The organism is Alkalihalobacillus sp. TS-13 (genome assembly GCF_019720915.1).
Lineage (GTDB): Bacteria > Bacillota > Bacilli > Bacillales > Fictibacillaceae > Pseudalkalibacillus.
The window spans coordinates 1,098,691-1,123,369 of record NZ_JAHKSI010000001.1 but is presented as its reverse complement, the minus strand read 5'-3'; the positions used below and the strand labels follow the sequence as shown (position 1 = coordinate 1,123,369).

The following is a 24,679-nucleotide window of genomic DNA, read 5'->3' as shown; positions in this document are numbered from 1 at the left end:
CTCAGCGACCAGTCACTTGGATCACTTCAAACTTCCTGCGGCGGGGACAGCCTCCTCGTCAGTTTTCCAGTGACCTTCGTGACTAATCGGGTCGCTTCCGCTTTTCGTATGCCCGCGGAAATGGAGTGAATTTCGAAGAAATCAACTTCATTCTTTAACTAAGCCTAAGGATAAGAAAAACGAGCTCATTTTGAACTCGTTTAATCGTCAGCTAGTTGTTTTTTGGTTGTGTTGTTGCGGGTTCATCTTCAAGTGGAATTTGAATCAAGTTACCCGTTCCTGTCGCTTTAGGCATCTTGCCATCCCACTTCTGGATCCACATGTATTGGATCACTTCTGGTGTCATCGATTCATTGATGATGTTATTATAGTCAGAAATCGCTTTCGCTTCGATTCGTTTCTTTTCAGCTTCTGCCTCGGCGATCTTCAATTCGGTCTGCTTCCTCTCTAGTTCCTGTGAAGCTTTCACCCTGGCATCAATCGCTTCTTGAGTCGATTCGTCCGGTTTTGGGACACCAAGAGTCAAATCATCTATGATGAAGCCTAAGTCTCCGACGTCCTCAGAAAAAACCTTTTGGACTTCCAAACCGGCAGATGCTGATTTTTGACCATAGGTATCAATGACCGAATAATTGGCGATTGCTTTACGCCCGGCATCCCATAGCCTTGTTCTCAAGTAAGTCGATTCGATTTCACCTACATCGACTGGACCGAATTTATTGAAAAGAGCCACCACTTTATCTGGCTGAATGTTGTAGTTGTATGCAAAATCCATCGTTATGTTCTTACCATCTGAAGTCGCGACTTGGATATCCTGATATTCGACCGTTTGCATCCGAACTGGATATTTTGTGATTTTATCAAATATCCCAACGATATGCCAGCCTTGGCCTAACGTTTCCTCTTGTACCCCTCCGTTCGGACTGTAAACGACACCGACATAACCGTTCGGAATCCTTTCAATGAAAAATGCTCCGATGACAACAATCAGTGCAATTGCAATCCCCACTATGACGCCACCGATGATTTTGCGGTTATTTTTCTTTTTTTCTGGCATCTGTACTGTTTCCATTCTCTGACTCCCCCCAAAAGTTCCTATACTTCTTGGCAGCTTTCCCTACCTTTGTATATGTTGGTGACAACAAGAGCCATAGACCAATGCATAGTAAAATGACGACTATGACTGACCCGATAAACACCTTCATGTCATCCCCTCCTATCCCTAATAATTACGTATCAATTACAAGAAGGTTTCAAAAATGTAACAAAAAAGATTATATCCTTTTCCCATGTTATTTGTAAAGCAAAAAAATAAGCATGCAATGAAGTATTGCATGCTTATTTCAACGTAAATTTCAACTCATCCAATTTGGAGGGGTATTCCGGTCCCAATAGATGCTTCCTAATTCATGGTGAGAAGCAAAATGGTCGCGAGCATCATGATAATGGAATGAAAACCAGTGGCCTTTACCCGGTGGATTTTCTCGGCGGACATGGAGTCTGAAGATATCCAACCCTGTTGAAGCATTTTTAATGTGGAAAATCTTCTCGCCTTTCCCTTTTGTAGGACGATCGCTGATCATCAGGTTTCTCATTATTTCCTCATCTAATTCAGAACTTAAATAGGTGATCGTTTCTTCTATTTTCGGAAGAATAACCGAACGGAATTCTTCCCCCCGTTTTGATTCGATACGCTCACCGAATTTCTGTCTTGTCTGTTCTGTTGCCTGGATGACTGTATACGTGACGAATGCATCTTGAAGATCCTCCGTGTCTTCATATGTAGCAGCGATCTCCTTCCATGGCATGGTATGGAAATCAGGTTCAGGATCTTTTTCTATTTGCGGACTTGTAATATTTTTTGTTTCTATATAATTCTCTGCTGATTCCGTACTAGTGCTTTTATCACTATCCGCAAGAAGGTGCGGAGGGGGTGAAACGGTTCCAAGTGTGAATACAGTAATCAAGACAACAAGCGTTTTCCTCAACCAAACAGGCATCTTAACCAACCTCAGTCTCTATTGATTTTCGTATCCCCATTCTCTCATAAAATCAGGCGAAAAAGACGCTTTAACTATGAGAAAATTGTGAATGTATATTTCCTAAATACTGTATTCGATATCGGTTATTGACCTCCTGCATTGACTTTTTCATCTTTCCAATAAAATTCAGTGAATACTTCTGCGAAAGCAGATAAAGAACGTTGGATCTCATCCAGGTTATTATCGACTCCACCTACCTCAATCAAAGCAGCACGGTCAGATAGATCTTGATTGTACACTCCGTTCCCCTGACTTTTGTTTTTCTTAAAGACACCACGGCTAAGTCCTGGATATTTGTCTTCGAGGAGATCGTGTAGTTCACGTGCCAATTGCTCGTTTCTTTCGTAATTTGGATTTGCTTCCCCTATGACGAACATTAATTTGGCGTAGTTCTCCCCGTTAATCGTAGCAGTCGTTTTATCTTTCCTGAGTGAATCGCGATGCAAATCGAAAGAAAATGTAATGTCTTGATTTCCAGTAACTGCTGCCTCTACGATTTCTCTCGAGAGCTTATAAGCGTTGTTCGTACTCCATCCACGATCATTTAATTTTTGACCGATATTCGTTTTATCCTGCTGGACACCGATGCCACGCTGTTCCAGCTCTTTCGCCAGCATTCCGCCAACACGGATCATATTCGCTTCAGGATTTGAAGTGTGTGCGTCATTCGGAACTTTCGCATCTTTCAATAAAGGTAAGAAAGATTCGTAGGAATGGGATTGATAAAGATATACGACTTTACTTCCATTTGTGGTCAGGTCTGGTTCAGGTGTATTCGGTGTGTCTTCTACCTTTAATTTTTCTTCTGCTACTTCACGTTCTTTCAATAAAACATCCAAAGGAGGTGCAGATTCAATCGGTATAGTGGTGTAATCTGTCCCCTCACCGGCAACTATGATTTCTGTATCAAAAATCGCAAACCCAGGGAGTTCCCTGCCTAATAAGGATCGGATGTCTCCAGGTTTAATATTCGTTGCCAGTTCGAAGGATAGGCTCTGGATGGATGGTGGCTGGTATGAGTTCGGCAAACCTTGTTCGAAATATGGATTAACGGTCCCCATGAAAGTAACCAATTGTTCAGTTGAGAAAATGTGTAATGTTCCCTTCAATGAACTGGATTGGAACCTTTTTTCAAAAAAGGAGGAGGCCAGTAGAGAAACCGTAATGAATAAAATTAATACAATCGCAGAAAAAAACACTGCACGTTTCAAAAACGTCTCATTTTTAGGCTTTTTCCATCTATATAAAAGGCGGTTGTTCTTCTTCATTTATAATCCGTCCCTTCCATACCGTGTCATATCCTATGAATATGTACAAGCAGCTAAAAGTAGAAGTTATTTTTATTGGGACGAGCGATTTTTGATAGAACAAAAAAACCGCGTCAACATTGGCTGACACGGCTTTTCTATTCGTTATTCCATATTTTTTTCATACTCTATTAATAGATTTTCAAGCTTTTGAAAGGATAATTTCGCATATTCACTATCATCATTCACTAGTTTCGCCATTTGATCCTTAATCGATTTGATCAATGAAAAGTGGTACTCCGGCACTTCATTCTCAAACGGTTTGATACTCGATAACGGTACTAACGCTTTTTCGGTATGGGCAAGAGCCTTTCTCTCATGAAAAAACTGGACATCAACTTGCTTCGGGGCATGCAAGTCACCCTGTCTCGGATGCGCCAATACCGCTAAAATTTTTACAACAGCTTTATCCAGTTTCGGCTTTAGATCAATAACTTCACCTACGTAACGACCGGTCTTGTAGGATGCTGTAACTTTATCTCCGATTTCCATTGTCATGGCAACCACCTTTCTGATCAGGTTGTAAGATAAACTTGCTTACATTCATCTGAGCAACAGTTTTGATAATTCTCACGACACTTCTCACAGGCAATATGAAGTTTATCGCATTCATCGATCGGACAATTGACGAAATGTTCGGCTTCTTGCCCACAATGTATGCATCTCCCAACTACACTTTTATCATCAGTACGGTTAACGTCAACGATCATCCGGTCATCGAATACGAAACACTTCCCATCAAAGTTGCTTCCTTTTGTTTCAGGGTCTTGCCCGTATTTGATGATTCCGCCGTGTAACTGGTTCACATCTTCAAACCCTTCACGTACTAAATATCCTGAAAATTTTTCGCAACGTATGCCACCTGTGCAATAGGTCAAAATCTTTTTATCTTTTTTGTCCGCAAGGTTTTCTTTGATCCATTCAGGAAGCTCGCGGAACGCTTTGATATCAGGACGGATCGCATTGCGGAAATGCCCGATGTCATATTCATAATCATTCCTTGCGTCTAGGATGATGACATCTTCATTTTCCATCGTTTCCTGCCACTCTTTCGGGGAAAGATGTGTTCCTGTCACCACATTCGGGTTAACATCATCTTCAAGTTTTAAGGTAACGATTTCATTCCTCGCTTTTACAGAGATTCGTTGGAATGTGTGGCCTTCTGTCTCCTCACGCTTGAATTCCATATCCTCAAAACGGGGATCCTTACGGAAAGCTTCAATGTAAGCTTCGGTCTGATTCATCGTACCAGAAACCGTTCCATTGATCCCTTCTTTTGCAACTAGAACTCGCCCCATTACACCAAGTTCCTTACAAAACTTCAGATGCTTCTTCGCAAAGTACTCCGGGTCATCGATGGGGACATATTTATAAAAAAGTAAAATTTCATATTTGTTTTTTTCTTCTGACATGACACTCACCTTTATAAATTCGTTTTCCAAAATATATCTTACCAGAAATCGAAGAATCATTCACATATACAAGCTATTAATTAGAAGAAACTATTTAGGAAGCAGAATAAGATGAACTTAAGAATAAGGTTTTTATGTATTCTTAGAAATTCAGACCATAATTCTGGAATTTTTAACATAATCCTAGAATTTTTGGAATAATTCTAGAAATCCCCATCATAATCCTAGAATTTAGTAAGAAAGAATCATGAAAAAACGAATTGAATAAAGGGAATGACCCGTTAGTCATTCCCTCCACTCCTTCTATATCTATTTAGCAAAGATATGCTTTCCAATTTGGACGATCTGTTCACGAGACCAGATCCAATCGGAAGTCGCCGTTTTCGGGTTGAAATAGTATGTTGCACCCTTCGATGGATCCCAACCTCTGATTGCACTGTATACTGCTTTATATGCTTCAGCATTAGGCGTTGAGTTGTACTGTCCATCTGCTACTGCTGTAAAAGCAAGATCTTGGAACAAGACATTCTTGACATCATTCGGGAATTTGGATGAATCGAGACGGTTCATGATTACTGCTGCTACCGCTACTTTCCCTTCGAATGATTCACCGCGTGCCTCACCGTGGACCATTTGTGCCATCATTTGAATTTCATCTACAGTGAATGTTTGGTTGTAGAGTTTTGTAAATGTTCCATGTCCAGCAACTCCATCCGCTTTGATACCATTTGCTTTTTGGAAACGGATCACTGCGTCTTTCGTGTTAGAACCGAACACACCATCAACTTTACCTTTATAGAAACCTAACTGTTGCAGACGATGCTGTACATCCCACACATATCCTTGTGAATCACCCATTTTTACAGTTTTAGAGTGAGCACTTGCTTCTTGTGTAGGTAGTGTTGCCATCGCACCTGCTGTAAATACAACAGCCAGTGTTACTTTCAATAGCTTTGTAAACATATTTACACCTCCTTGAAAAGTGTACGCCAATAAGTTTAATAGGGACTAATGGCTTACACAATAGGAGGTCAAAGGAATTTGATCTATTATTTTCCATTCTAGTAGAATGGAGCCTCATGCAAAAAAAGAGCAGCATGACACTGCTCTTTCATTCTGATAAGTTCAATATTTTCGTCAGTTGATCTGGATCGAATCCAGTGAGTACTTGGTCACCGATGACTATTGTCGGTGTAGCCATCGATTCGTACTTCTCGATCATTTCGTCCCTTGCCTTTGCATCCTCAGCAACGTTATATTCTTCAAAATCGACATTATGATGTGAAAGAAACTCTTTCACGACATGACAAGGCGGTCAGGAAGGCTGGGAATATACAATCACTTTTTGTTGAGACATACTAGCAACTCCTTTGAGTTTGGTTTTGGGAAAATTCCATACAGATATTCATTGTTTAATGTGTATCTTGCAAAATTCACTCCCTTTCCGCGGGCAAACGAAAAGCGGAAGCGACCCGATTAGCACGAAGGTCACTGGAAAACTGACGAGGAGGCTGTCGCCGCCGCAGGAAGTTTGAAGTGTTCCAAGTGACTGGTCGCTGAGTTAGACATCACTTCCTGCATTTACCTACTTCCGTAAGCCTCCTCACTTGCACAGGATTTCAACACAAAAATGAAATCATTTTCGTGTCTGCGATGGGAATTCTTAGATGCTTTCCTTATGCTGGCTTCGACGTTCACCACAGGACGTGGTGGCTGTTAGTCGAAGATCCTTTTAAAAACAGTGGGGTCTCGCTTGGCACGCTATTACCGCCGGAGTGTCGTGAATTTCGCTTAAATCAACAAAGTTCTTTAACATAGTAAGTAAATATAACCAATCCTTAAGTTCAAAATAGCAAATGTGCATTCCAACTGCAAATAGTATGCTTCTAAAAAAGCTCATTCTATTCTGTAGAGATAAATTTTTAGAGGAGACTTCTTATTTTCGAAAGTCCTTTCCAAAACCAAATCTATCTTCTTGTGATTCTCAATCGGTAATGCTGAGAACACATAACTTCCGCCAAGTTCTTTCAATGCCTCTGTATTGATATCAAGCTGTTCGAGGGTTTTATCACTTTTTTTCGTGAAGAAGTAGTGTTTGCCTAAATCACTGACATACATATACAACCTGCTTCCCCATGTATCAAAGTAATTTTCCAAAACAGGGCTTTCCTCCAATTCCGGAGCAATCACTTCACGAAATTGATGTTTATAAAAAAGCGGAAAGCTGACATTATACGTATCTAACGTGTAAAAGCCGTTGTATTGAGCGATTGCGGGATGTAGTCCGACACTGACCACACGATATTCAGACTGCTCTTCCCCAATGTACTTCTCAATATCAGCAAACAATGAGGAGGAATAGAATTCGTTGAAAGTCGGTGTCCCGATTTTTTCATATTTGAATTCTTCTCCTGTCTGAAAAAGAATCATACTTTGATAAATGATCAATATCCCTACAAATACCTTCCCAAACTTGACATGCCTCCCTATGATCCCCAGGGCTATCCCGAAGCTCAGGTACCAGAATAATGGACTTAGAAAATGAATCCTTGCAAAGTTAAAAGTGTTCAACAACATGAATTGATCCTTCAACGCCCGCAGTCCTTCCCAATACCAGATTGCATAACATGCTGACAACACCACATTCACAGCCATCGCCCATATCATATTGTATGGGATGAATTTCTTTGAAAATCCGACTGCTAAAGCGACTAGGACAGTAGGTAGTATGATTGTCCTGTGAAACGTCCAATCATGTGTGTGGGCATTCAAAAAATCATGGATGAACAGATCATAAACACTTTTCAGATCTTTATGTCCCAGATTGAATTCATTACGATGCGGAATATGCTCCTCATTGAAAAGGATCGAATGAACCAAGAGATAGTTTTTCACTAAATAGATGGAAATCATAGCAACTATTGCTGTGAAAAAAAGTCCATTGAATCTTCTTGTACGATACCAGTCCCACAACCAAAACAAACCGATCCCGCCAAGGAAAAAGATAAACGTCAATATGAAGCTCGAGTGGAATGGGAGTAGCAATAACATGCCCCAATGATGCTTAGGCGTTTCTTTTCCAAGTCTACGGATCGTCAGGAAGAGATGGAGGGCTAAAGGTAATCCCGCAATAGACAGAGCACCGGATGGCCAAAATGGCAGCAAAGCGAAACAGAGTGCTACCCCGGCAGAAAGCCATTTTGTACCGTTCCTGCCTTTTAAAAAGTGTGCATTCAATAATTTATACATCCCGTAAAACGCAACAAACCGCATGATCGTCTGATTGATGACGTAGGCTGTGAACGGTTTAAACATGATATACAACCAAACCATCGCGTCCAAACTGGAAGGTAAGGCGTCTCTCGGCAGCCCGTTGATCACATTCGGAAGTGTTCCGTCCAACGAGAATAACAAATTGCTTTCTGAAAGCAGCTTGTACCACACAATGTTCGAATCCATATTATCATGGACCCTGATATGCGTATCTTGTCCAAGAATATAATAGGGAGACAGAAAAACCAGCAGTACAACTAAAGGAATCCAAATATGTTTATATTTCATAGTAAGCGTGAATACGTTCGACCACATGTGCTACAGCCTCATCTCCCATTCCATAATAAAGGGGTAAACGTAGAATTTTTTCGCTTTCCGATGTCGTATATTTATCTTCACCATAAAACTCGCTGTAAGTCTCCCCTGCATTTGTCGGATGTAATGGTACATAATGCGGTACTGCCATGATTCCTTGATCATCCAAATACGCTCTCAGATGGTCGCAATCATCACTCTTAGCTGTTTTAATATAGAACATATGGGCGTTATGTTGACAATCTTCCGGTACATGAGGCGTTGAGATCAAATTCCGATCTGCCATCGGTTGCAGCCCCTCTTTATAGTGTTCCCAATATCGGAGCCTTTCCTCATTGATCGAATCGGCGTTTTCGAATTGTGCATATAAATAAGCAGCATTCAGATCGCTCAATAAATAAGAGGAACCGACATCCTGCCATGTGTACTTATCAATCATTCCTTTTAAAAACTGTGAACGGTCTGTTCCTTTTTCCTGAATGATTTCAGCATGTTGAATCGAATTGGCACTATTGATGATCAATGCACCTCCTTCTCCGCACGTATAGTTTTTCGTCTCATGGAAACTGAACGTGCCGAAGTGACCGATCGTACCTAATGGCCTCCCTTTGTACGTGCTCAACAAAGCTTGGGCTGCATCTTCAATGACCCAGATATCATGACTGTTGGCAATATCCATGATTTCTCCCATATCACAAGCAACTCCTGCATAATGGACGACGACAATCGCCTTTGTTTTCTCAGTAATTGCTTTTTTGATCATCGTAGGATCAATGTTCATCGTATCAGCAGAGATATCAACGAACCTAATGCTCGCACCTCTAAGCACAAAAGCATTTGCAGTTGATACGAACGTATAGGAAGGCATGATTACTTCATCGCCTTCCTGGATGTCTGTCAGCAGAGCGGTCATCTCCAGTGCATGCGTACAAGAAGGTGTAAGCAAAGCCTTTTCGCAGCCAAGACGGTTTTCTAGCCACTCTGTACACTTTTTTCCAAACTCTCCTTTTCCAGATAGCTTTTGATTGCGTATTACTTGTTGGATATAAGCTTCTTCGTCTCCAGTTATACATGGTTTATTGAATGGAATCATCGTTACCACCTCATAAGGATTGACTAGTTACTATTATTCCGATCACAATCAGAGACAAACCGACCACTTTATGGACTGTGACGGGTTCCTGGAACAAAAATACTGAAAGCAGAAATACAAGAACAAACGAAAGGCTCATAAAAGGATACGCATAACTGATATTGAATTTTGTCATCGCTGCCATCCAAAACAGGGACGCAATGAACGCAGAAATAAAGCCCGAAAAGATCAGCGGGTCAAATAATAGCTGCAACAGGAATATCAGCTTTTCCTTCCAACCTTCAGGCAAAGACCCGAATTTTCCGATTCTCCATTTCAAGACCAATTGGCCGTATACTGTAAAAAAAATCGTCCCGAAAATATAGAAATAGCCCATCATTCTTCCTCCGGTGCGGGTCCATTCAATTTGTGATAGACGTCGAATGTACGGATCAATTTAAAACCAAGAGATAAGAACAAATTCAAGGATGGAAGGTTCGCTGCCGAGATAGAGGTCTTCAAATGAGTATAACCTCCAAGATCGAACTGTGCCTGACACGCCTTTTGGATCATATATTTGGTCAAACCACGCTGCATGAATTCTTTCTTTAAACCGATCAATAGTATTTTCTCGTCTTCATAAGCATAGAATGCGGCCATTTCACCTTCATAAAATAAAAAGAAAACCTGATCTTTATCGTAGAGATCCTTTACCCAATTCGCGTATCTCATGTTTGCCATCTTAGAAGGAATGTGGAAATCCCGATGGAATCTTCCGTATGTGAAAACTTCCTCTGCAATCTTCATAATGACTTTTAGATCTCCCACCCTGGAAATCCCGATATTTCCATGATCATAAGATTTCAGTTTCTCCTTGCTGCATACCGGTTCAATCATCGTATCTGTATAATAGAAGCCATGTCTTACAATCGATTCCTTATTTTCCAGCGGATCAACTTTAAGTGTGAAATGTCCATTTACTTTCTCTGCTTGTTCAAGCGCCTCCTCAGACGATGAGGTCAGTTCATAGGTATCGATTCCGAAATTCCTTTTATCCCATGGCGTTTCTTTAATAAAGCTGGCCATCCCCATCACCTCCTGTCCTTTCCATTATCAAATCCTTCTGTTTTGTTTTGGATGAGATAAAGCGGGCGGCCCTTCGTTTCATTGAATACCTTACCAATATATAAACCGAGAATACCAAAATTGAAAAAAATCAAACCTCCGATGAAATAAAGGGAAACCATCACGCTTGTCCACCCCTGTACGGGCACTGAAAGGAAAAAGTAACGGATGAACAAAAAGAGTCCGTATAAAAAAGAGCCCAATGAAATTAAAAATCCGAATTGGATTGATAGTCTCAGCGGTTTGTTCGATTGCGAGATGATCACATCAGTTGCTAATATGATCAGTTTTTTCAAATTATAAGAGCTCTTGCCTTCTTTACGGCAGTTGTGTTCGATTACGACAGTTGCCGTCTTGAATCCCATCCACTTGATGAATAGCGGGAATAAACGATTCTGTTCCCTCATCCTTCGGAAACTATCAATAACGTTTTTCGAACTGATGCTGAAATTGGCGATTGTATGATCGGATGATTGATCTGTGAGATAGTCATAGACTTTATAAAATATCTTGGATGAAAGCCTCTTTAAAAACCTGTCTTGACGTACAATTCGTTTTCCAAATACGACTTCATAGCCTTCTTTCGCTTTTCCATAGAGTTCTTTAATGTTCTCTGGACGGTCCTGCAAATCACAATCCATAACGACGACCCAATCCCCTGATGTATGATCAAGCCCGGCTGTGATTGCATGATGTTGACCAAAATTCCTCGATAGATCGATCCCTTTGATTCTTTCATTTTCCTCACTTTGTCTTTTGATTGTATTCCAAGCATCATCTGGACTTCCATCATTGACCATGATAATTTCATATTCTGTGCCAATCTCATCCAGCGTCTTTTTCAAACGCTTGTTTAGCTCGTCCAAGCACATTTCACATCCGTAGACCGGAATGACTACAGATATCAAATCTTCACCTTTTCCCATTTACGGCTGTACCACTCCACAGTAGATCGCAATCCTGAATCCAACGCCATGTTTGGTTTCCAACCAAGGGATTGGCGGATTTTCCGATCATCTACAGAGTATCTAAGGTCATGGCCCGGACGATCTTCTACAAACGTAATCAAGTCCTGGAAACTTGTAATGGATGCTTGGTCTAATACATCAGGTTTCATTTCATTGAGGATCAAACAGATTTTCATCGTCAAATCCAGGTTGGTCCATTCGTTACCGCCACCAATATTGTAACTCTCCCCTGCAGTTCCCTGGTGATAGATAAGGTCAAGGGCTCTACAATGATCCTCGACATACAACCAATCTCTGATGTTTTGACCATCTCCATAAATCGGAATCGGTTCTAGTGACAATGCTTTTGACAAGATTGTCGGAATCAATTTTTCATTATGCTGCCGCGGTCCATAATTATTCGAACTGCTGGAAATGACTACATTCATCCCATGGGTATGGCTGAAACTCTTGACAAGTATGTTCGCACTCGCCTTTGACGCACTGTATGGGTTTCGTGGATCATAAGGAGTCTCTTCGGTGAACTGGTCTGTTTCGTTTTCGAGAGAGCCATAAACTTCGTCCGTCGAAATATGATGGAATCGTCGTTCAGACAATTCACCTTTTTCTTCCCAGGACTGTTTTGCGGCTTGAAGAAGATTAACAGTCCCTACAACATTCGTAACGACGAAAGGGCTTGCATTTTCAATCGAATTATCGACATGGGATTCCGCTGCAAAGTGGATGACCCCTGAAATATCGTGTTGATCAAAAACATCACTGACAAGTCGGTAATCCGCAATATCGCCTTCAATGAACTGATAGCTGGGATTCGTTTCTATATCCTGAAGGTTAGCAAGCGAGCCAGCATACGTCAGCTTATCAATATTGATTATTTGGTAGTCAGGATATTCTTTTGCTAAATAATGAATGAAATTCGATCCGATGAATCCAGCGCCTCCCGTTACCAGGATGGTTTGTTTTCTGTCAGTCATTTTGCACCAACCCCAATATAGGATTTTGATCGATTGAATCCCAATATTGTTGCGTATGTTTCCTTTGCGCAATTTCCAACAGATATTGACCGTAGTCGGTCTTTTTCATAGCTTCGCCTTTCTCCCTCAATTCCTCTTTTGTGATATATCCTAGATAAAAAGCGATTTCCTCAAGGCATGCAAGCTTGAAACCTTGCCGCTGCTGTATGTTTTTCACGAATTCAGCGGCTTCGAACAAAGCGTCATGCGTTCCAGCATCCAGCCATGCAAATCCTCTTCCTAATAATTGGACATGCATCTTGTTTCTCTTCAAATACTCTTTATTGACATCTGTGATTTCCAGCTCACCGCGTTGTGAAAAATTAAGCCTTTTCGCTATATCAACGACTTTATGATCATAGATGTATAATCCCGTCACTGCGAAGTCCGATTTTGGGTCGTCAGGTTTTTCTTCAAGTGAAACGACCTTTTGGTTCGAGTCGAATTCAACGACACCGAATCTTCTTGGGTCCTTCACTCGATATCCGAAAATCGTAGCATGTTCATGGTGGTTTATCGCTTTTCTCAATAGATTGGTGAAACCTTGTCCATAAAAAATGTTATCCCCGAGAATCAACGTCACATCATCATTACCGATAAAGTCTTCACCAATGATGAACGCTTCAGGGATTCCGTTCGGTTCAGTTTGTACACGATAGGTAAGTGTGATTCCTAACGATGAACCGTCCCCCAGCAATTTTTCAAACCTCGGTTTATCCTCAGGGGTACTGATTATCATCACTTCTTTAATGCCCGCTAACATCAAGATTGATAACGGATAATAGATCATTGGCTTATCGAACACTGCCAGCAGATGTTTATTAATGCTGTCCGTACTCGGGGACAACCGTGTTCCGCTGCCTCCTGCTAGAATGATTCCTTTCATGTAAACCCCTCCATCCAATCGTCTTATAGATCTTGGTGGATCTCATGGTGATGTTTTTTTACAAGTTGTTTTCTAAAAATTTGTTGCTACAAAATGAACATTGGTTAGTAATGTAAATATGCGAGACTCCTGCAGGAAAGCAAACTGAGGAGGATTACATATTACCTGCGGAAAGAAAACAACAATCTCTATGAAAACACCTTTTTATAGGATAGTAATTTGTTTCCTTTCCCGAAATACTTTTAAACCTCCCTTTAGGTTAAATTTGGGTTACTTACTGTAATAATTCGTCTTTCAACAAAAAAACCCGGATGTGGAATATATAGAAAATTCCATCAACCGAGTTATTTTTTGTAAAGGTTCTTAAAAGCTGGTGCCGGACGATCCACAAGTCCCCTCCAGATCCTTGCTGCGGGATCTCGACTGGATCGGCTTTTCCCGCAGGAGTCTTTAAAAAATGGCCATTGTAAAATACATGGAAAAAAAGTAACCTATGTAGGTCAAGCCATTTCTTTCGTTCTGAGCATGAATACTGACCCTGTGATCAGCAGAAGGATAAGAACCGAGCTCATTCCCGCTGTCCCTAAAAGTTCTCCAGGGACTGTGCCTGTATTGATTGTATCCATGATATATTCAGACAGCCTGTTCGGACTCCAAACAAGATACTTGGAGAAAATCTTTGTGACGATGCTGGATAAGATAATCGTCATGAACGTCAAAAATGCCACTGCTCCTGAATTCTTTACGAGTGTATTCATGAACATCGAAATGGAAACGACGAATAGTAGCCAGAAGCTATAGAAACCCCATACTTGTAAAAATTGTTGGAATGACAGCACTCCAAATAAAATATTCGTATAATACCAACTCATCAGCAAGCCACAAGTGAGCGAAACTAGCACAAGAAGGGATGTCGCGGACCACTTCGCAGTGATATATGTACGATATTTGACGGGCTTCACTAAAACAAGCTCCGCAACCCCGCTTCTCCGTTCACGTGCGATCAATCCCATCGTCATCAATACAATGATCAACACACCAAGTTGACTGAACTGGCTAAGGCTGGCCATGATGATATCTTCTGGCCTGTATTGCGGCAGATTCAAACTTGCTGCTTCCGGCAGACCGCCTGTCGCCTCAAGGATCTTCGGTAAGTAATACATACTGATCGGGTCCATTACGCCAAGTAAAATGAAAACGATTGGAACCCAAATCCATTTGAAATTCCGCCAATTCTCTAAATTTTCACGTCGAAAAACCGCCAACCATTGCATCATTTCTGCACCACCTTCATGAACATGTCCTCTAACGTTGTACGAGCGAGCTCAAACTTCGTGAGCGGTAAACCCTGATTTTTCACAACCTCCAGGATTTCCTTCCGCCCTTCATCAAGGTTTGAAACAAAAACATGCAAGCATTCTTTGTTCATTTCTACTCGTTCAACAGAATCCAACAGTATGAATGTTTCAGAATAACGCTCTGTAGACTCCGCAAAGCATAAGTCGATTTTATCTACTTGGTGTTTGCTCCTAAGTTCGTGTATACTTCCAGCCTCCAAAATCTCACCGTGATGCATGACGAGCAATTCATCACTGATCTCTTCGGCATCATTAAGGATATGGGTCGAAAAAAGGAGAGTCGTATGTTCCTTCAACTTCTCCATCAGGGTCAATACTTCACGCCGGCCCATCGGGTCCAATGCTGATACTGGTTCATCAAGCATAAGCAACTTCGGTTCATGTATAAGTGCCTGAGCGATTCCGAGACGTTGCCTCATCCCTCCCGAATACTTTTTAATTCTCTGGTTGGCAGCCTCCGATATCCCCACAAGCTTCAACATTTCGTCTGCCTTAGTGGATGCCTGAGCTTTAGAAAGATAGGCAAGCTGCCCGACATAAATGAGGAATTCCTTCCCTGTCATCCATTCATGGAAGGATGGATATTGCGGTAAATAGCCGATATGACGACGGATATCTTTCGTATCATCCAATCCCTCGAACATGATCGACCCTGAAGTTGGGCGGATCAGTCCTGAAAGCATCCGGAGAGTTGTCGTTTTTCCAGCACCGTTCGGCCCAAGAAGTGCAACACACATTCCTGGATTAAGTTTAAAATCAACATTCTTCACAACATGTTTTCCATCAAATTGTTTGTTTAAATTACGTACTGTAATCATTGACATATCAGTGCTTCCTTCCAATTAGAAAATAAAGTATCGGACCGAATGGGTTTATTATTAAAATAATGAATAGCCACATCCATCGATGGCCATTCGTCTCCTTCGTCCGAAACCAATCAAACAATGCAAGTCCAATTAGGATCAGTTCAATGATCAAAATCGGTAAAATCAGTTGCCACCTAATGACGCCCATACCAATACCCCCTATGAAATTGTCTCTTATATATACGATTGAAAAAGGATTTGGATTCATAAAAGTAATTAGACTGGCGTTCGTCAGTCCTCATTTTGGAAAAATTGAAGCTTTTTAGACATAGGTCACGTGGTTTTAGACTTATTTGGAATTTTTAGACGTAGTCAGTGGATATTTAGACAGCATTCACTGCTGAAAAAGTTTCAACAAAAGAAAAACGTCCTCATTTCTCTAAAACTTTGCATCAAAACGCTCAAAATCTTGAAATAATATCCACAACTCAAGTACAATCAGTCACAAAAAAAGCACCGCCATACGTGGCAGTGCTTTTATCCTTATGCTTGTTGTTCAGTTGGTTTTTCATAGCGGTTGCGTGGGTGTTCACGACATTCGTCTGAACAAGAACGCATATGCTTTTCTTCACACTTGTGACATGCCACGTGTTGAAGGTTGCATTCTGGGTTCGCACAATTTACATAGCGATCCTCAGGCTTACCGCAATAATAGCATTTTCCGACTACCTTTTCTTCCACGAGGTTGATCGGTACAGAAATACGCTCATCGAAGACGTAGCATTTTCCATCGTATAGTTGTCCTTTTGTTTTCTCGTTTTTGGAATAATTGATAATTCCACCGTGTAACTGGTTTACGTCTTCAAAGCCTTCATTCTTCAAAAAGCCGGAGAACTTTTCACAGCGGATTCCACCTGTACAGTATGTTAAGATCTTTTTCCCTTCAAAATTCTCACGGTTCTGCTTAATCCATTCCGGAAGCTCGCGGAATGTCGTGACATCAGGGCGGATCGCGCCTCTGAAGTGACCGATATCATATTCGTAATCATTACGAGCGTCAATTATAACGACATCGTCACGTTGCATCGCTTCATAAAATTCCTCTGGTTTCAAATGTTTACCTGTTGTGACATTTGGATTGATTTCTTTTAGAACACCAGAGTTTACAAGTTCGGGACGATAACGCACGTGCATTTTCTTGAATGCATGTCCATCCGCTTCATCTATTTTAAACTCAATGCCTTCGAACCTTTCATCGTTAAGCAGGGATTGCATATACGCGTCTGTCTGTTCAACAGTTCCGGATACTGTACCATTGATCCCTTCATCCGCAATAAGGATTCGACCTTTCAAGCCGAGATCTTTACAAAATTGCAGATGCTCATCCTTGAATTGTTCCGCATTCTCTAGCTCTGTGTACTTGTAATAAAGTAATACTCGATATGGTTTTGTCATGGTTGATCACCTATTCCTTTGATATTGTATTGCAGGTACAACACCAGTTACAACGTTAAATATTAGCAAACCGAACCAATGTTTGGCAAGTGAATTTTCATGGAATTTGTTGTAACCAATGGAATAAGTCCTTTATTTCACTTTTTCGAACAGGTTTTGAAAGGCAATCAGCGTTTGCTCGATGTTTTCATCGGTGATTTGATGATGCGTCGTCAAACGGATTGTCGTCGGACCGAATGGAACGGCAAGAATACCATTCGCTTCTAACGCTGACAAAATCTCATCCACTGCTTTCCCTGTCGCTTCTGTTTCCACAACGACAATGTTTGTTTCTACCTGGTTGTTGATTTTAAGATCGGTGATATTCCGTATTCCCTCTGCAAGTCGTCTTGCACGTTCGTGATCTTCTTTCAGTCGGTCTGCCATTTTGGTGAGAGCGATCAATCCTGGTGCTGCGACAACACCGACTTGTCGCAACCCTCCACCTAACCTTTTACGCCATTTACGGGCACGTCGGATGAATGGTCCGCTGCCGGCGATAATCGATCCTACAGGTGCTCCAAGACCTTTTGAAAGGCAAATTTGAACAGTCGAAGTATGCTCTGTAAAAGCTTTGACTGGAACAGCAAGTTCTGCTGATGCATTGAACAATCGGGCTCCGTCCAGATGGACAGGAATAAGGTGTTCTTGAGCGACTTGATAAAGTTCCCTCATGTTCTCGATCGGAACAATTGCACCTCCAGCACGGTTATGGGTATTTTCAAGACAAATCAAACCTGTCTCAGGGAAATGGACGTCTTCCCCGCGAATGGCAGTCCGCAAATCATTCGGATTGATCGCCCCACGCTTGCCTTTGATCGTTCTGGTCTGAACGCCTCCAAATGCGGCAATAGCCCCGCCTTCATAGTAAAAAATATGAGCATCCTCTTCGAGCAGTACTTCGTTCCCAGGCTGACAATGAGTCAGGACTGCAATCTGATTTCCCTGTGTACCGCTTGTCACAAATAGAGCTGCTTCCTTGCCAAGGATTTCTGCTGCTTTTTCTTCTAATTTTTGAACTGTTGGATCTTCACCGTATACATCGTCTCCGACTTCAGCTTCATACATCGCTTTCCGCATTTCTTCCGTCGGTTTCGTAATGGTATCACTCCGTAAATCGATCACTTCGATCCTCTCCTTTTATATGAATGGTTTCAATTTCGGGAATACATTTAGTGCAGTATTATAAAAAACGTCCTCATGATGCTTTTTTGGAATGATGCTCTTGATGAACTCAATATATGGCTTGACAGGGACCAAGGGCCAATCCGTACCAAACAAGAATTTGCTGTAGTTGTCCGTGAATGTCAATGCATGTAACAAATGATTGAAAAAGCGAGGAGATTCCTTGTAACGCTTGATATCATCTCCAGTTCCGACAACAAGCCCGGATAAATCTGCGAAAACGTTACGGTTTTTATAAACAACCTCTGCCCCGTCCAGTGTCCAAGGGTCACCGAAATGCGCCATGACGAAATTAATTTCACGGTGCTTGACTGCTACTTCATCCAACGTCAACGGATGGGCGTATTTCAAAAGTCCTCTCTCGGAGTATGTATCTCCGGTATGGAACACGATAGGCAGATCGAATTCTTTTGCCAACTCGTAGACCGGTTCGTACACTTCATCATAAGCGTAGAAAGGATAATAACCTAAGTAGATTTTCAGACCGACGACTTCTGGTTTCTGGACCTCTGAGCGCAACCTTACCATCGCTTCTTCATCGAGCTGATGGGGGTTGATTCCAGCGCAGTAGACGATCGGAGCTGCTTGGTCAGCAAGATCCAGCCCCATTGGCGTCCGTGCATTTTTATCGGGAAAACCGTTCTGTTCCACTTCAGCAAGCCCCATACCAATTCCAATTCTGACGCCAGTCTCACGATATTCATTACGGATTCCTTCTGGCGAATAATCCACACCCGAAAGGTCTAGCGCTGTTTTGTGGAAGCTTTCGATTTTCGATAAGTGCATATGAGCATCAATGATTTTCATCCGACACCTCCAAGAGATATAAATTTGGTGAAAAGGAAACCCTCACTCGTGTTGAGCAAGGGTTCTGAATTTTCTATATTCATTTTATCATAGGAATGTCTTTGGTAAGGATTATTTGGCTGAGGAAATTTCCCGCTGAAGTACAGGTTCAGGCATTGGGCGGTTCTCGACCCAACGATCAAGGGACAAGTAGACGATTCCAGCAATTATACAACCGATTCCTAAAATCGTGAACATCAAATTTCCAAGCTTGTATTCAAGTAAAATTCCACCGATCAATGGTCCAGCAACTCCACCTAAAATCCATTGGAGTCCAGCTGCACCCATATAGGTTCCTCGCAGGTGCTCCGGCGCCAGGTTGGCAACAAAAGTCATCTGGACCGGGGACATCAGCATTTCACCAAGTGTATATATCCCGTATATCACCAGGAAGACAACCATTACGATTAAATAGTTCGTGTTAAGTGCATGAAAAACCTGTGGCAGCCACCCGACAGACAATAAACCGAATCCGAAAAGGATACAACCATATAACATCACCCTTCCAATCGCCCTGTTCCCAGCCCATCGAGAAATCGGAAACTGGAACAACACGACGAGTAAACCGTTGAAAGCCAACATGTACGTATACGGATTTTGAGCATCTGTAAGGTTAGGCAGGGTCTGGTCGAAGTGAAGTGGCAGCATCCCTTCTGTTTGAGTAAAGGACATCGAGATAACCACGCCTGTAATGATGAAAACAAACAAAAGTTTATCTCGTAAAATCACCTGGAATGGACTCGGGAAATCTTCTTCTTTTTGTGCTTCTTTTGAAGCGTTTTGTAATTTTTCTTTTTTCGGCAAGCTTTCCTTGATCCATATCAAAACGATCGCAGCATAGAAAAACATGCTTGCAGCTGAAATCATGAAAATGACGGATTTTGAAAAGATGACAACCGATGCTCCAATCAAAGGACCGATGGCGGCACCGATATTATGTCCCATCCGAAGTAGTCCGAATGCTTCTGTCCTTTTTTCAGGTGACGTCACATCTGCTACCATCGCCGATGCCGCGGGATGGAACAACGAATTGAAGAAACCTAAGAACAAGGATAAAATGACGAACGACCAAAAATCATCCAGCCAGACAAAACCTAGCATGACGACAGCGTTACCTGCCATCGAACCGACCATAAGTGGTTTACGCCCATAAATATCAGCCAGACGCCCTCCAATCATTGTTCCGATAACCGATGCAAGAGGAGATACCCCCATGACGATCCCGACCTCCCAAATATGGTCGACGCGATCTTTCAAATATAACGCCAAAAATGGCAATAACATCATAAACGCAATTCCATTGATTGACTCACCGATGAATCGGATCCAAACATTACGATCCATTTCACGATAAGCCCTCCACGTATCTTTCATTTCTCCCCCAACTTTCCCGGTACTTTATTTATTACTACATTGATTGCATAAAGAAGACTTGGTGAATCCAAGCGTTGGCGTAGGTTTAGGACTACGCTGAATAGCTGCTTTGCTGAAAAGTTATCCTTTTTTAACACAAAAAAAGCCGTAGGATTCCACATCCCACAGCTTTAAACACAAAATTCACAAACTAAATCCGTTGTTTAAAAAGCGAAGTGGTATCCACTTTGTAAAATGTGAAGTTGTTGCTGTGTTTTGACAAATTGTGCGATTTCCATAGATACCCACTCCTTTCATATTTTTACGACTCCCTCACAAGTATAGAGAAAACCCTTACAAAAGTAAACAGAATGTTTCGTCGAGAAATTGATCGTAGTTTTGGACTTGTAAGTTACTCAGATGCCAGACTTTTTTATTAATATTAGAGTTGAGTAAGATACGTTGTAGTTGTAAGTGGGTTAGATCTATTTTACTAAATTGCGCAAGTAGACAACGATTTTGCTCAAGATTACATCGATTTTGCTCAAGATTGCATCAAATTTTGCTCAAGTTCCACACAAATTGCTCAATCACCACCTTGGATGGTGCCTGGCACCGCTCTACACTTCTATGATGCCGAAGTGGAAGTTGGAGGTTTTGCGGATTTCAACATCAAAGCGGAATTGACCGAAGCGAGGACTTTTCCAGTGATCCTTCAATACGACTCGGTTTTTTGCCACTCTTTTCGCTTCCTCGATCAACTCTTCAGTTATTGGCTTATATAAAGCATAATGCTTCAGTGGTTTAATTCCGTTTGCATCCATGATTTTCTCTTCGAACATCGGGTCGAAATACACAACATCGAAACTGCCCGAATCTAGTTCTTTAAGAGTTTCAAAATGATCCCCTTCACAGACTTCAATAGAACGCGTGGCGGCAACAATCTCTGGCATATCATGTTCATATACACTCAGACCCAGTCTCGTCAACATTGATAACGTAGGACTCCCTTCAACACCGACAACCCTACCCTTCAAACCGACGACGTACTTCGCCACGATACTATCGGAAGCCCATCCGAGGGTACAGTCCAATAACGACATCCCTTTTACTAAACGTGCATTCCGAATGAACGGATCCTCTTCTCCCCTTATCAATCTCTTTATCCGGAAGATTGCTGAATTCGGATGAAAAAACACAGGCTCTTTTGCCTCTGGATCATAAAAAAGGATCCGCTCTTTCCTGACTACGATGACACCTAGCTTTTCTATTTCCATCAGTGTTTCAATGGATCGATCTCTCCTTTCAACATACTTGATTCCAAGCGTTACACCTAGTTGTTTTGCTCTTTGTATCAACGTTGATTTTGCTTTTCCACCTGTCGTAATAATCATTTCATTCTCCTTCAAACATGGGTTTGTACACAAAAATTCCACTCCTGTACCCGTTGCAGTTGAGGCATTTGTACATATTTTGTAAGTATAGCAGACCAGATATCACCAAATATTGGAGGGGAACACTGTTGGAAAAAATGAAAAAGTATATGCCTAAGAAAAAAGAGATGCATATGGGGGATATGCCTCAATACATGGAATATGATCATCACTGCTATCCGATGCACCATGGACATCATGGGCATCATGGACATCATGATTATCACCATGGAGGATATGGGTATGATGGATACGGTTATGGATGCGGGAATACGTTTGCGATCATCGTCGTATTATTCATCCTATTGATCATTGTCGGAGCAGCTGCTTTTCACCACGGAGGTAAAGGCAAAGACTGCTAAAACTGAACAGATACTGTCAAGCTCATTGCCTACATGAAAACGACTCAAATAATAGAGTTTGTCTTTTCGTATGTAGTCCATTTGCAACTATGTACGTCCTTAATCTGGTTGGATCCATTCAATCAGATTTTTTTCTTTTTCTTAGGCTCTATTAATTTTTATTGTTGATTTCTGTGAAACTTACTCCCTTTCCCCAGGTGATGTGCTGGAGTCTCTGGATAGCTGGTACCAGGGGTGTCTCGCATATTTCCGTGCTAACCGTGTTCAGTCAATTTTCATATCTGCTTTCAGTTAGCAACAAACTTTTTAGAAAACAGCTTTTTTCATCTATCAATCTTAAAAAAGAAAACTTCTGATTGAAAAAAGCGAGGTGTTTATCCTCGCTTTTTCAATCGATACATTTGTAGGAAGAAAATGATGAAAAATAGTAAAAGAATACCTGAAACTTGTATGTATAAAGGTTCAAATTCAACTACGCTCGAATCCTCTGGTAAATATAGCGTCGCCCCTATATCTGGTTTAAAAAAGTATGTAAGCACGAACCAGCTTATAACTTGAAAAACCAACAACAGTACTACTGTAATTAATGTGTACAGTAATGATCGTTTAATGACCGATTGTATTTGACCCCACCTTTCCTATGAAAATAAAAAAACTGTCCCACAGAAAAGTGGATGGGACAGTCTCCTAACCTTATTTGCAGTGGGTTTCAAAAGCGTTCACCAGATTTGTCACGATATCGGATGGTTCATGGTCCTCGATTTCCTCTCGGGGAATGAAGTGGACGACTTCTTGACCCTTCAGCAGTGCGATCGATGGTGATGATGGTTCGATATCAAGGAAATAAGATCTCATCACGGATGTCGCAACCTTGTCTTGCCCAGCAAAAACAGTTACAAGGTGGTCTGGACGGTGTTCATGTTCAATTGCTTGGCGTACTGCTGGACGCGCAAGTCCTGCCGCACAACCACAGACAGAGTTGATCATTATCAAAGTAGTACCTTTCACATTTTCCATATATTCATCGACTTCCTCAGGGGATCTCAATTCCTTGAATCCTGCTTCTGTCAATTCATCTCTCATCGGTTGAACTAACTGTCTCATGTATTCTTCATATGCCATTGACATGGAACATACCTCCATTTTTGTTCATCTAGTTTTTACTTTATCATGTGTGTTCTGAAACATCAATGAGTACTCGATAAAGACATTTTGAGTAATCCATTAGTGTTTTCACATTCATGAGTGTACTTTTATTTGTTCACTTTTTTCCCTGGATCGTGTCGGTCATCTGTTTCCACACAGAGCCTTTCGCTTCCTCGCCACCTTCGATCCGTTCGAGAGCCATGTTCACCTGCATTGCTACCTCGAATTCAGGGTCATCTTTCGCCTCTTTCAATGCAGGAATAGCAGATTCATCACCGACTTCATACAAGAACATCGCAGCACGCCATCGGACAAGTTTATTTTTATCCTTCAATGAATCGATCATGACCGGGATGGCCTCTTTAAAGCCCAGATCCGACATACAATCGCCTGCTGTACGACGAACGGTTACGGTCTTATCCTGAAGTGCTTTCGTCAGATGTGGAAGCACCTTCTGCACTTCAATCATACCGAGATATACAGTAGCAAGACGCCTTATTGATGTTTTCTCATCCTCCAGCGCTTTTGCAAGGACAGGGATATCTTCTTCTGTCGGATCCATTTGGTCCAATGCAGCATAACGGTCCTTCCAATCTTGCTGCTCAAGCATATCCATCGTCACTTTGTAAGATGATTTCTTTTGGGACTGATCGCTAGCCTTGTTCTGTTCAAACGCCTGCTCCTTCAACCTGTTCAAACGTTCATCATCATACGCTGCGCTGATTTCTTCAGCTACCTCATTACCGACGGCTTCCATAGATCCATACCGGGCACTCTGTTCAATCCATTGACGTTCCATCACAAGGTTATCAGATGAGGACTGTGCTTCCATCGCAATGGTCATGAATCGTTCAGGCAATCCGACTCTTTTTTCAGTCTCCCCTTTAATCAGCTTGATCTGCATCGGAATACCCCGGAACTTTTGGATGAATACTTTCACTTCATCAAAGTCTTCATCATGCTCTTTCTGTTCATTTTCATCAACTGTTTCCGCCTCTTCTCCAAAAACATGACGTGCCTTGGGCAGGATCACTTTCCAATCATGTTTAGGATTACGCTCAAGAGCAATGAAATCAGCAACATAATATAAACCCTTGACCCCTTCGATAGCAAGCAATTGGTTGAGAGGTTCAGGTGCCTCTCCCTCTTGATCAGATTTGAAATTCATGTTTTTTCCGCTCGGTAAAGCTTTATCTACAATCAGTTTCATCGTATTAGGACTTGGTGTTGGTTCGATACCGCGTAGTTTCATCGTTTAATAAACTCCCTTCCATACGTGCTCT

Annotated in this window: 25 protein-coding genes and 1 pseudogene; 1 reads left to right on the top strand and 25 read right to left on the bottom strand. The window is 41.6% G+C overall.

Annotated elements, in window-relative coordinates:
• Positions 1-211 precede the first annotated feature (211 nt).
• From KOL94_RS05540 to KOL94_RS05430, 23 genes and pseudogenes are all read right to left on the bottom strand, one after another.
• The gene (locus KOL94_RS05540; protein WP_221567596.1) at positions 212-1,057 is read right to left on the bottom strand and encodes a prohibitin family protein; all 846 of its coding nucleotides are present in this window, start codon (positions 1,055-1,057) and stop codon (positions 212-214) included.
• Positions 1,035-1,205 carry a hypothetical protein gene (locus tag KOL94_RS05535; protein ID WP_221564805.1) on the bottom strand — a complete coding sequence of 57 codons (171 nt, stop codon included), beginning with the start codon at positions 1,203-1,205 and terminating at the stop codon, positions 1,035-1,037. The genes KOL94_RS05540 and KOL94_RS05535 overlap by 23 nt, the downstream gene beginning before the upstream one ends.
• A 150-nt stretch (positions 1,206-1,355) precedes the next feature.
• Positions 1,356-2,000 (bottom strand): YpjP family protein, encoded by a 645-nt coding sequence (locus KOL94_RS05530; protein WP_221564804.1) that lies wholly within the window; start codon positions 1,998-2,000, stop codon positions 1,356-1,358.
• Positions 2,001-2,125: 125 nt separating this feature from the next.
• Positions 2,126-3,310, bottom strand: a complete 1,185-nt coding sequence (spoIIP, locus tag KOL94_RS05525) for a stage II sporulation protein P (RefSeq protein WP_221564803.1) — start codon at positions 3,308-3,310, stop codon at positions 2,126-2,128.
• A 144-nt stretch (positions 3,311-3,454) separates the two neighbouring features.
• Positions 3,455-3,847, bottom strand: coding sequence for a kinase-associated lipoprotein KapB (gene kapB / locus KOL94_RS05520; RefSeq protein ID WP_221564802.1), 393 nt, complete (start codon positions 3,845-3,847; stop codon positions 3,455-3,457).
• A 17-nt stretch (positions 3,848-3,864) separates the two neighbouring features.
• Positions 3,865-4,761, bottom strand: a complete 897-nt coding sequence (trhO, locus tag KOL94_RS05515) for an oxygen-dependent tRNA uridine(34) hydroxylase TrhO (protein WP_483298060.1) — start codon at positions 4,759-4,761, stop codon at positions 3,865-3,867.
• Between the two features lie 309 nt (positions 4,762-5,070).
• The gene (gene sleB / locus KOL94_RS05510; protein ID WP_221564800.1) at positions 5,071-5,724 is read right to left on the bottom strand and encodes a spore cortex-lytic enzyme; all 654 of its coding nucleotides are present in this window, start codon (positions 5,722-5,724) and stop codon (positions 5,071-5,073) included.
• 148 nt (positions 5,725-5,872) lie between these two features.
• A pseudogene (locus tag KOL94_RS05505) lies at positions 5,873-6,064 on the bottom strand (glutaredoxin family protein); the annotation flags it as partial.
• 593 nt (positions 6,065-6,657) lie between these two features.
• Entirely contained in the window at positions 6,658-8,322 is a 1,665-nt protein-coding gene (locus KOL94_RS05500) for a DUF6044 family protein (protein WP_260412209.1), read from the bottom strand.
• The gene (gene rffA / locus KOL94_RS05495) at positions 8,312-9,442 is read right to left on the bottom strand and encodes a dTDP-4-amino-4,6-dideoxygalactose transaminase (RefSeq protein ID WP_221564795.1); all 1,131 of its coding nucleotides are present in this window, start codon (positions 9,440-9,442) and stop codon (positions 8,312-8,314) included. The genes KOL94_RS05500 and rffA overlap by 11 nt, the downstream gene beginning before the upstream one ends.
• A gap of 10 nt (positions 9,443-9,452) precedes the next feature.
• The gene (locus tag KOL94_RS05490) at positions 9,453-9,818 is read right to left on the bottom strand and encodes an EamA family transporter (protein ID WP_221564793.1); all 366 of its coding nucleotides are present in this window, start codon (positions 9,816-9,818) and stop codon (positions 9,453-9,455) included.
• Positions 9,818-10,507 (bottom strand): GNAT family N-acetyltransferase, encoded by a 690-nt coding sequence (locus tag KOL94_RS05485; protein WP_221564791.1) that lies wholly within the window; start codon positions 10,505-10,507, stop codon positions 9,818-9,820. Before KOL94_RS05485 ends, KOL94_RS05490 begins: the two co-directional genes overlap by 1 nt.
• Before the next feature lie 5 nt (positions 10,508-10,512).
• Positions 10,513-11,472 (bottom strand): glycosyltransferase family 2 protein, encoded by a 960-nt coding sequence (locus KOL94_RS05480; protein WP_221564789.1) that lies wholly within the window; start codon positions 11,470-11,472, stop codon positions 10,513-10,515.
• Entirely contained in the window at positions 11,451-12,488 is a 1,038-nt protein-coding gene (gene rfbB, locus KOL94_RS05475) for a dTDP-glucose 4,6-dehydratase (protein ID WP_221564787.1), read from the bottom strand. Before rfbB ends, KOL94_RS05480 begins: the two co-directional genes overlap by 22 nt.
• Complete coding sequence (gene rfbA, locus KOL94_RS05470) at positions 12,481-13,413, bottom strand: glucose-1-phosphate thymidylyltransferase RfbA (protein WP_221564785.1); 933 nt, start codon at positions 13,411-13,413, stop codon at positions 12,481-12,483. The genes rfbB and rfbA overlap by 8 nt, the downstream gene beginning before the upstream one ends.
• A gap of 500 nt (positions 13,414-13,913) precedes the next feature.
• Positions 13,914-14,690, bottom strand: a complete 777-nt coding sequence (locus KOL94_RS05465) for an ABC transporter permease (RefSeq protein WP_260412208.1) — start codon at positions 14,688-14,690, stop codon at positions 13,914-13,916.
• On the bottom strand, positions 14,687-15,595 hold the full coding sequence (locus KOL94_RS05460; protein ID WP_221564783.1) for an ABC transporter ATP-binding protein: 909 nt from the start codon (positions 15,593-15,595) through the stop codon (positions 14,687-14,689). The genes KOL94_RS05465 and KOL94_RS05460 overlap by 4 nt, the downstream gene beginning before the upstream one ends.
• A 1-nt stretch (position 15,596) precedes the next feature.
• On the bottom strand, positions 15,597-15,785 hold the full coding sequence (locus KOL94_RS05455) for a PLD nuclease N-terminal domain-containing protein (protein WP_221564781.1): 189 nt from the start codon (positions 15,783-15,785) through the stop codon (positions 15,597-15,599).
• Positions 15,786-16,120: 335 nt separating this feature from the next.
• The gene (gene trhO / locus KOL94_RS05450) at positions 16,121-17,032 is read right to left on the bottom strand and encodes an oxygen-dependent tRNA uridine(34) hydroxylase TrhO (RefSeq protein ID WP_221564779.1); all 912 of its coding nucleotides are present in this window, start codon (positions 17,030-17,032) and stop codon (positions 16,121-16,123) included.
• A gap of 132 nt (positions 17,033-17,164) precedes the next feature.
• A complete protein-coding gene (ltaE, locus tag KOL94_RS05445) occupies positions 17,165-18,196 on the bottom strand; it encodes a low-specificity L-threonine aldolase (protein ID WP_221564777.1) in 1,032 nt (343 codons plus the stop codon).
• Positions 18,197-18,211: 15 nt separating this feature from the next.
• Positions 18,212-19,063 (bottom strand): amidohydrolase family protein, encoded by an 852-nt coding sequence (locus tag KOL94_RS05440; protein ID WP_221564775.1) that lies wholly within the window; start codon positions 19,061-19,063, stop codon positions 18,212-18,214.
• Positions 19,064-19,174: 111 nt separating this feature from the next.
• Positions 19,175-20,476 carry an MDR family MFS transporter gene (locus tag KOL94_RS05435; protein ID WP_221564774.1) on the bottom strand — a complete coding sequence of 434 codons (1,302 nt, stop codon included), beginning with the start codon at positions 20,474-20,476 and terminating at the stop codon, positions 19,175-19,177.
• A gap of 599 nt (positions 20,477-21,075) precedes the next feature.
• Positions 21,076-21,849: a class I SAM-dependent methyltransferase gene (locus KOL94_RS05430; protein WP_221564773.1), complete on the bottom strand. Its 774-nt coding sequence runs from the start codon at positions 21,847-21,849 to the stop codon at positions 21,076-21,078.
• A gap of 221 nt (positions 21,850-22,070) precedes the next feature.
• On the opposite strand from KOL94_RS05430, the gene KOL94_RS05425 reads away from it, so the two are divergent.
• Positions 22,071-22,250: a YjcZ family sporulation protein gene (locus KOL94_RS05425; protein WP_221567594.1), complete on the top strand. Its 180-nt coding sequence runs from the start codon at positions 22,071-22,073 to the stop codon at positions 22,248-22,250.
• A 693-nt stretch (positions 22,251-22,943) separates the two neighbouring features.
• On the opposite strand, the gene KOL94_RS05420 is transcribed toward KOL94_RS05425, so the two are convergent.
• Positions 22,944-23,378, bottom strand: a complete 435-nt coding sequence (locus tag KOL94_RS05420) for a BrxA/BrxB family bacilliredoxin (RefSeq protein WP_221564772.1) — start codon at positions 23,376-23,378, stop codon at positions 22,944-22,946.
• Positions 23,379-23,511: 133 nt separating this feature from the next.
• Positions 23,512-24,648 carry a conserved virulence factor C family protein gene (locus KOL94_RS05415; protein ID WP_221564771.1) on the bottom strand — a complete coding sequence of 379 codons (1,137 nt, stop codon included), beginning with the start codon at positions 24,646-24,648 and terminating at the stop codon, positions 23,512-23,514.
• Positions 24,649-24,679: the final 31 nt, after the last annotated feature.

Bases quoted from the DNA above. Each gene is read 5' to 3' on its own strand.
- KOL94_RS05540 (WP_221567596.1), bottom strand. From the start codon at position 1,057: ATGCCAGAAAAAAAGAAAAATAACCGCAAAATCATCGGTGGCGTCATA.
- KOL94_RS05535 (WP_221564805.1), bottom strand. From the start codon at position 1,205: ATGAAGGTGTTTATCGGGTCAGTCATAGTCGTCATTTTACTATGCATT.
- KOL94_RS05530 (WP_221564804.1), bottom strand. From the start codon at position 2,000: ATGCCTGTTTGGTTGAGGAAAACGCTTGTTGTCTTGATTACTGTATTC.
- spoIIP (WP_221564803.1), bottom strand. From the start codon at position 3,310: ATGAAGAAGAACAACCGCCTTTTATATAGATGGAAAAAGCCTAAAAAT.
- kapB (WP_221564802.1), bottom strand. From the start codon at position 3,847: ATGACAATGGAAATCGGAGATAAAGTTACAGCATCCTACAAGACCGGT.
- trhO (WP_483298060.1), bottom strand. From the start codon at position 4,761: ATGTCAGAAGAAAAAAACAAATATGAAATTTTACTTTTTTATAAATAT.
- sleB (WP_221564800.1), bottom strand. From the start codon at position 5,724: ATGTTTACAAAGCTATTGAAAGTAACACTGGCTGTTGTATTTACAGCA.
- KOL94_RS05500 (WP_260412209.1), bottom strand. From the start codon at position 8,322: ATGAAATATAAACATATTTGGATTCCTTTAGTTGTACTGCTGGTTTTT.
- rffA (WP_221564795.1), bottom strand. From the start codon at position 9,442: ATGATTCCATTCAATAAACCATGTATAACTGGAGACGAAGAAGCTTAT.
- KOL94_RS05490 (WP_221564793.1), bottom strand. From the start codon at position 9,818: ATGGGCTATTTCTATATTTTCGGGACGATTTTTTTTACAGTATACGGC.
- KOL94_RS05485 (WP_221564791.1), bottom strand. From the start codon at position 10,507: ATGGCCAGCTTTATTAAAGAAACGCCATGGGATAAAAGGAATTTCGGA.
- KOL94_RS05480 (WP_221564789.1), bottom strand. From the start codon at position 11,472: ATGGGAAAAGGTGAAGATTTGATATCTGTAGTCATTCCGGTCTACGGA.
- rfbB (WP_221564787.1), bottom strand. From the start codon at position 12,488: ATGACTGACAGAAAACAAACCATCCTGGTAACGGGAGGCGCTGGATTC.
- rfbA (WP_221564785.1), bottom strand. From the start codon at position 13,413: ATGAAAGGAATCATTCTAGCAGGAGGCAGCGGAACACGGTTGTCCCCG.
- KOL94_RS05465 (WP_260412208.1), bottom strand. From the start codon at position 14,690: ATGATGCAATGGTTGGCGGTTTTTCGACGTGAAAATTTAGAGAATTGG.
- KOL94_RS05460 (WP_221564783.1), bottom strand. From the start codon at position 15,595: ATGTCAATGATTACAGTACGTAATTTAAACAAACAATTTGATGGAAAA.
- KOL94_RS05455 (WP_221564781.1), bottom strand. From the start codon at position 15,785: ATGGGCGTCATTAGGTGGCAACTGATTTTACCGATTTTGATCATTGAA.
- trhO (WP_221564779.1), bottom strand. From the start codon at position 17,032: ATGACAAAACCATATCGAGTATTACTTTATTACAAGTACACAGAGCTA.
- KOL94_RS05440 (WP_221564775.1), bottom strand. From the start codon at position 19,063: ATGAAAATCATTGATGCTCATATGCACTTATCGAAAATCGAAAGCTTC.
- KOL94_RS05435 (WP_221564774.1), bottom strand. From the start codon at position 20,476: ATGAAAGATACGTGGAGGGCTTATCGTGAAATGGATCGTAATGTTTGG.
- KOL94_RS05430 (WP_221564773.1), bottom strand. From the start codon at position 21,849: ATGATTATTACGACAGGTGGAAAAGCAAAATCAACGTTGATACAAAGA.
- KOL94_RS05425 (WP_221567594.1), top strand. From the start codon at position 22,071: ATGCACCATGGACATCATGGGCATCATGGACATCATGATTATCACCAT.
- KOL94_RS05420 (WP_221564772.1), bottom strand. From the start codon at position 23,378: ATGTCAATGGCATATGAAGAATACATGAGACAGTTAGTTCAACCGATG.
- KOL94_RS05415 (WP_221564771.1), bottom strand. From the start codon at position 24,648: ATGAAACTACGCGGTATCGAACCAACACCAAGTCCTAATACGATGAAA.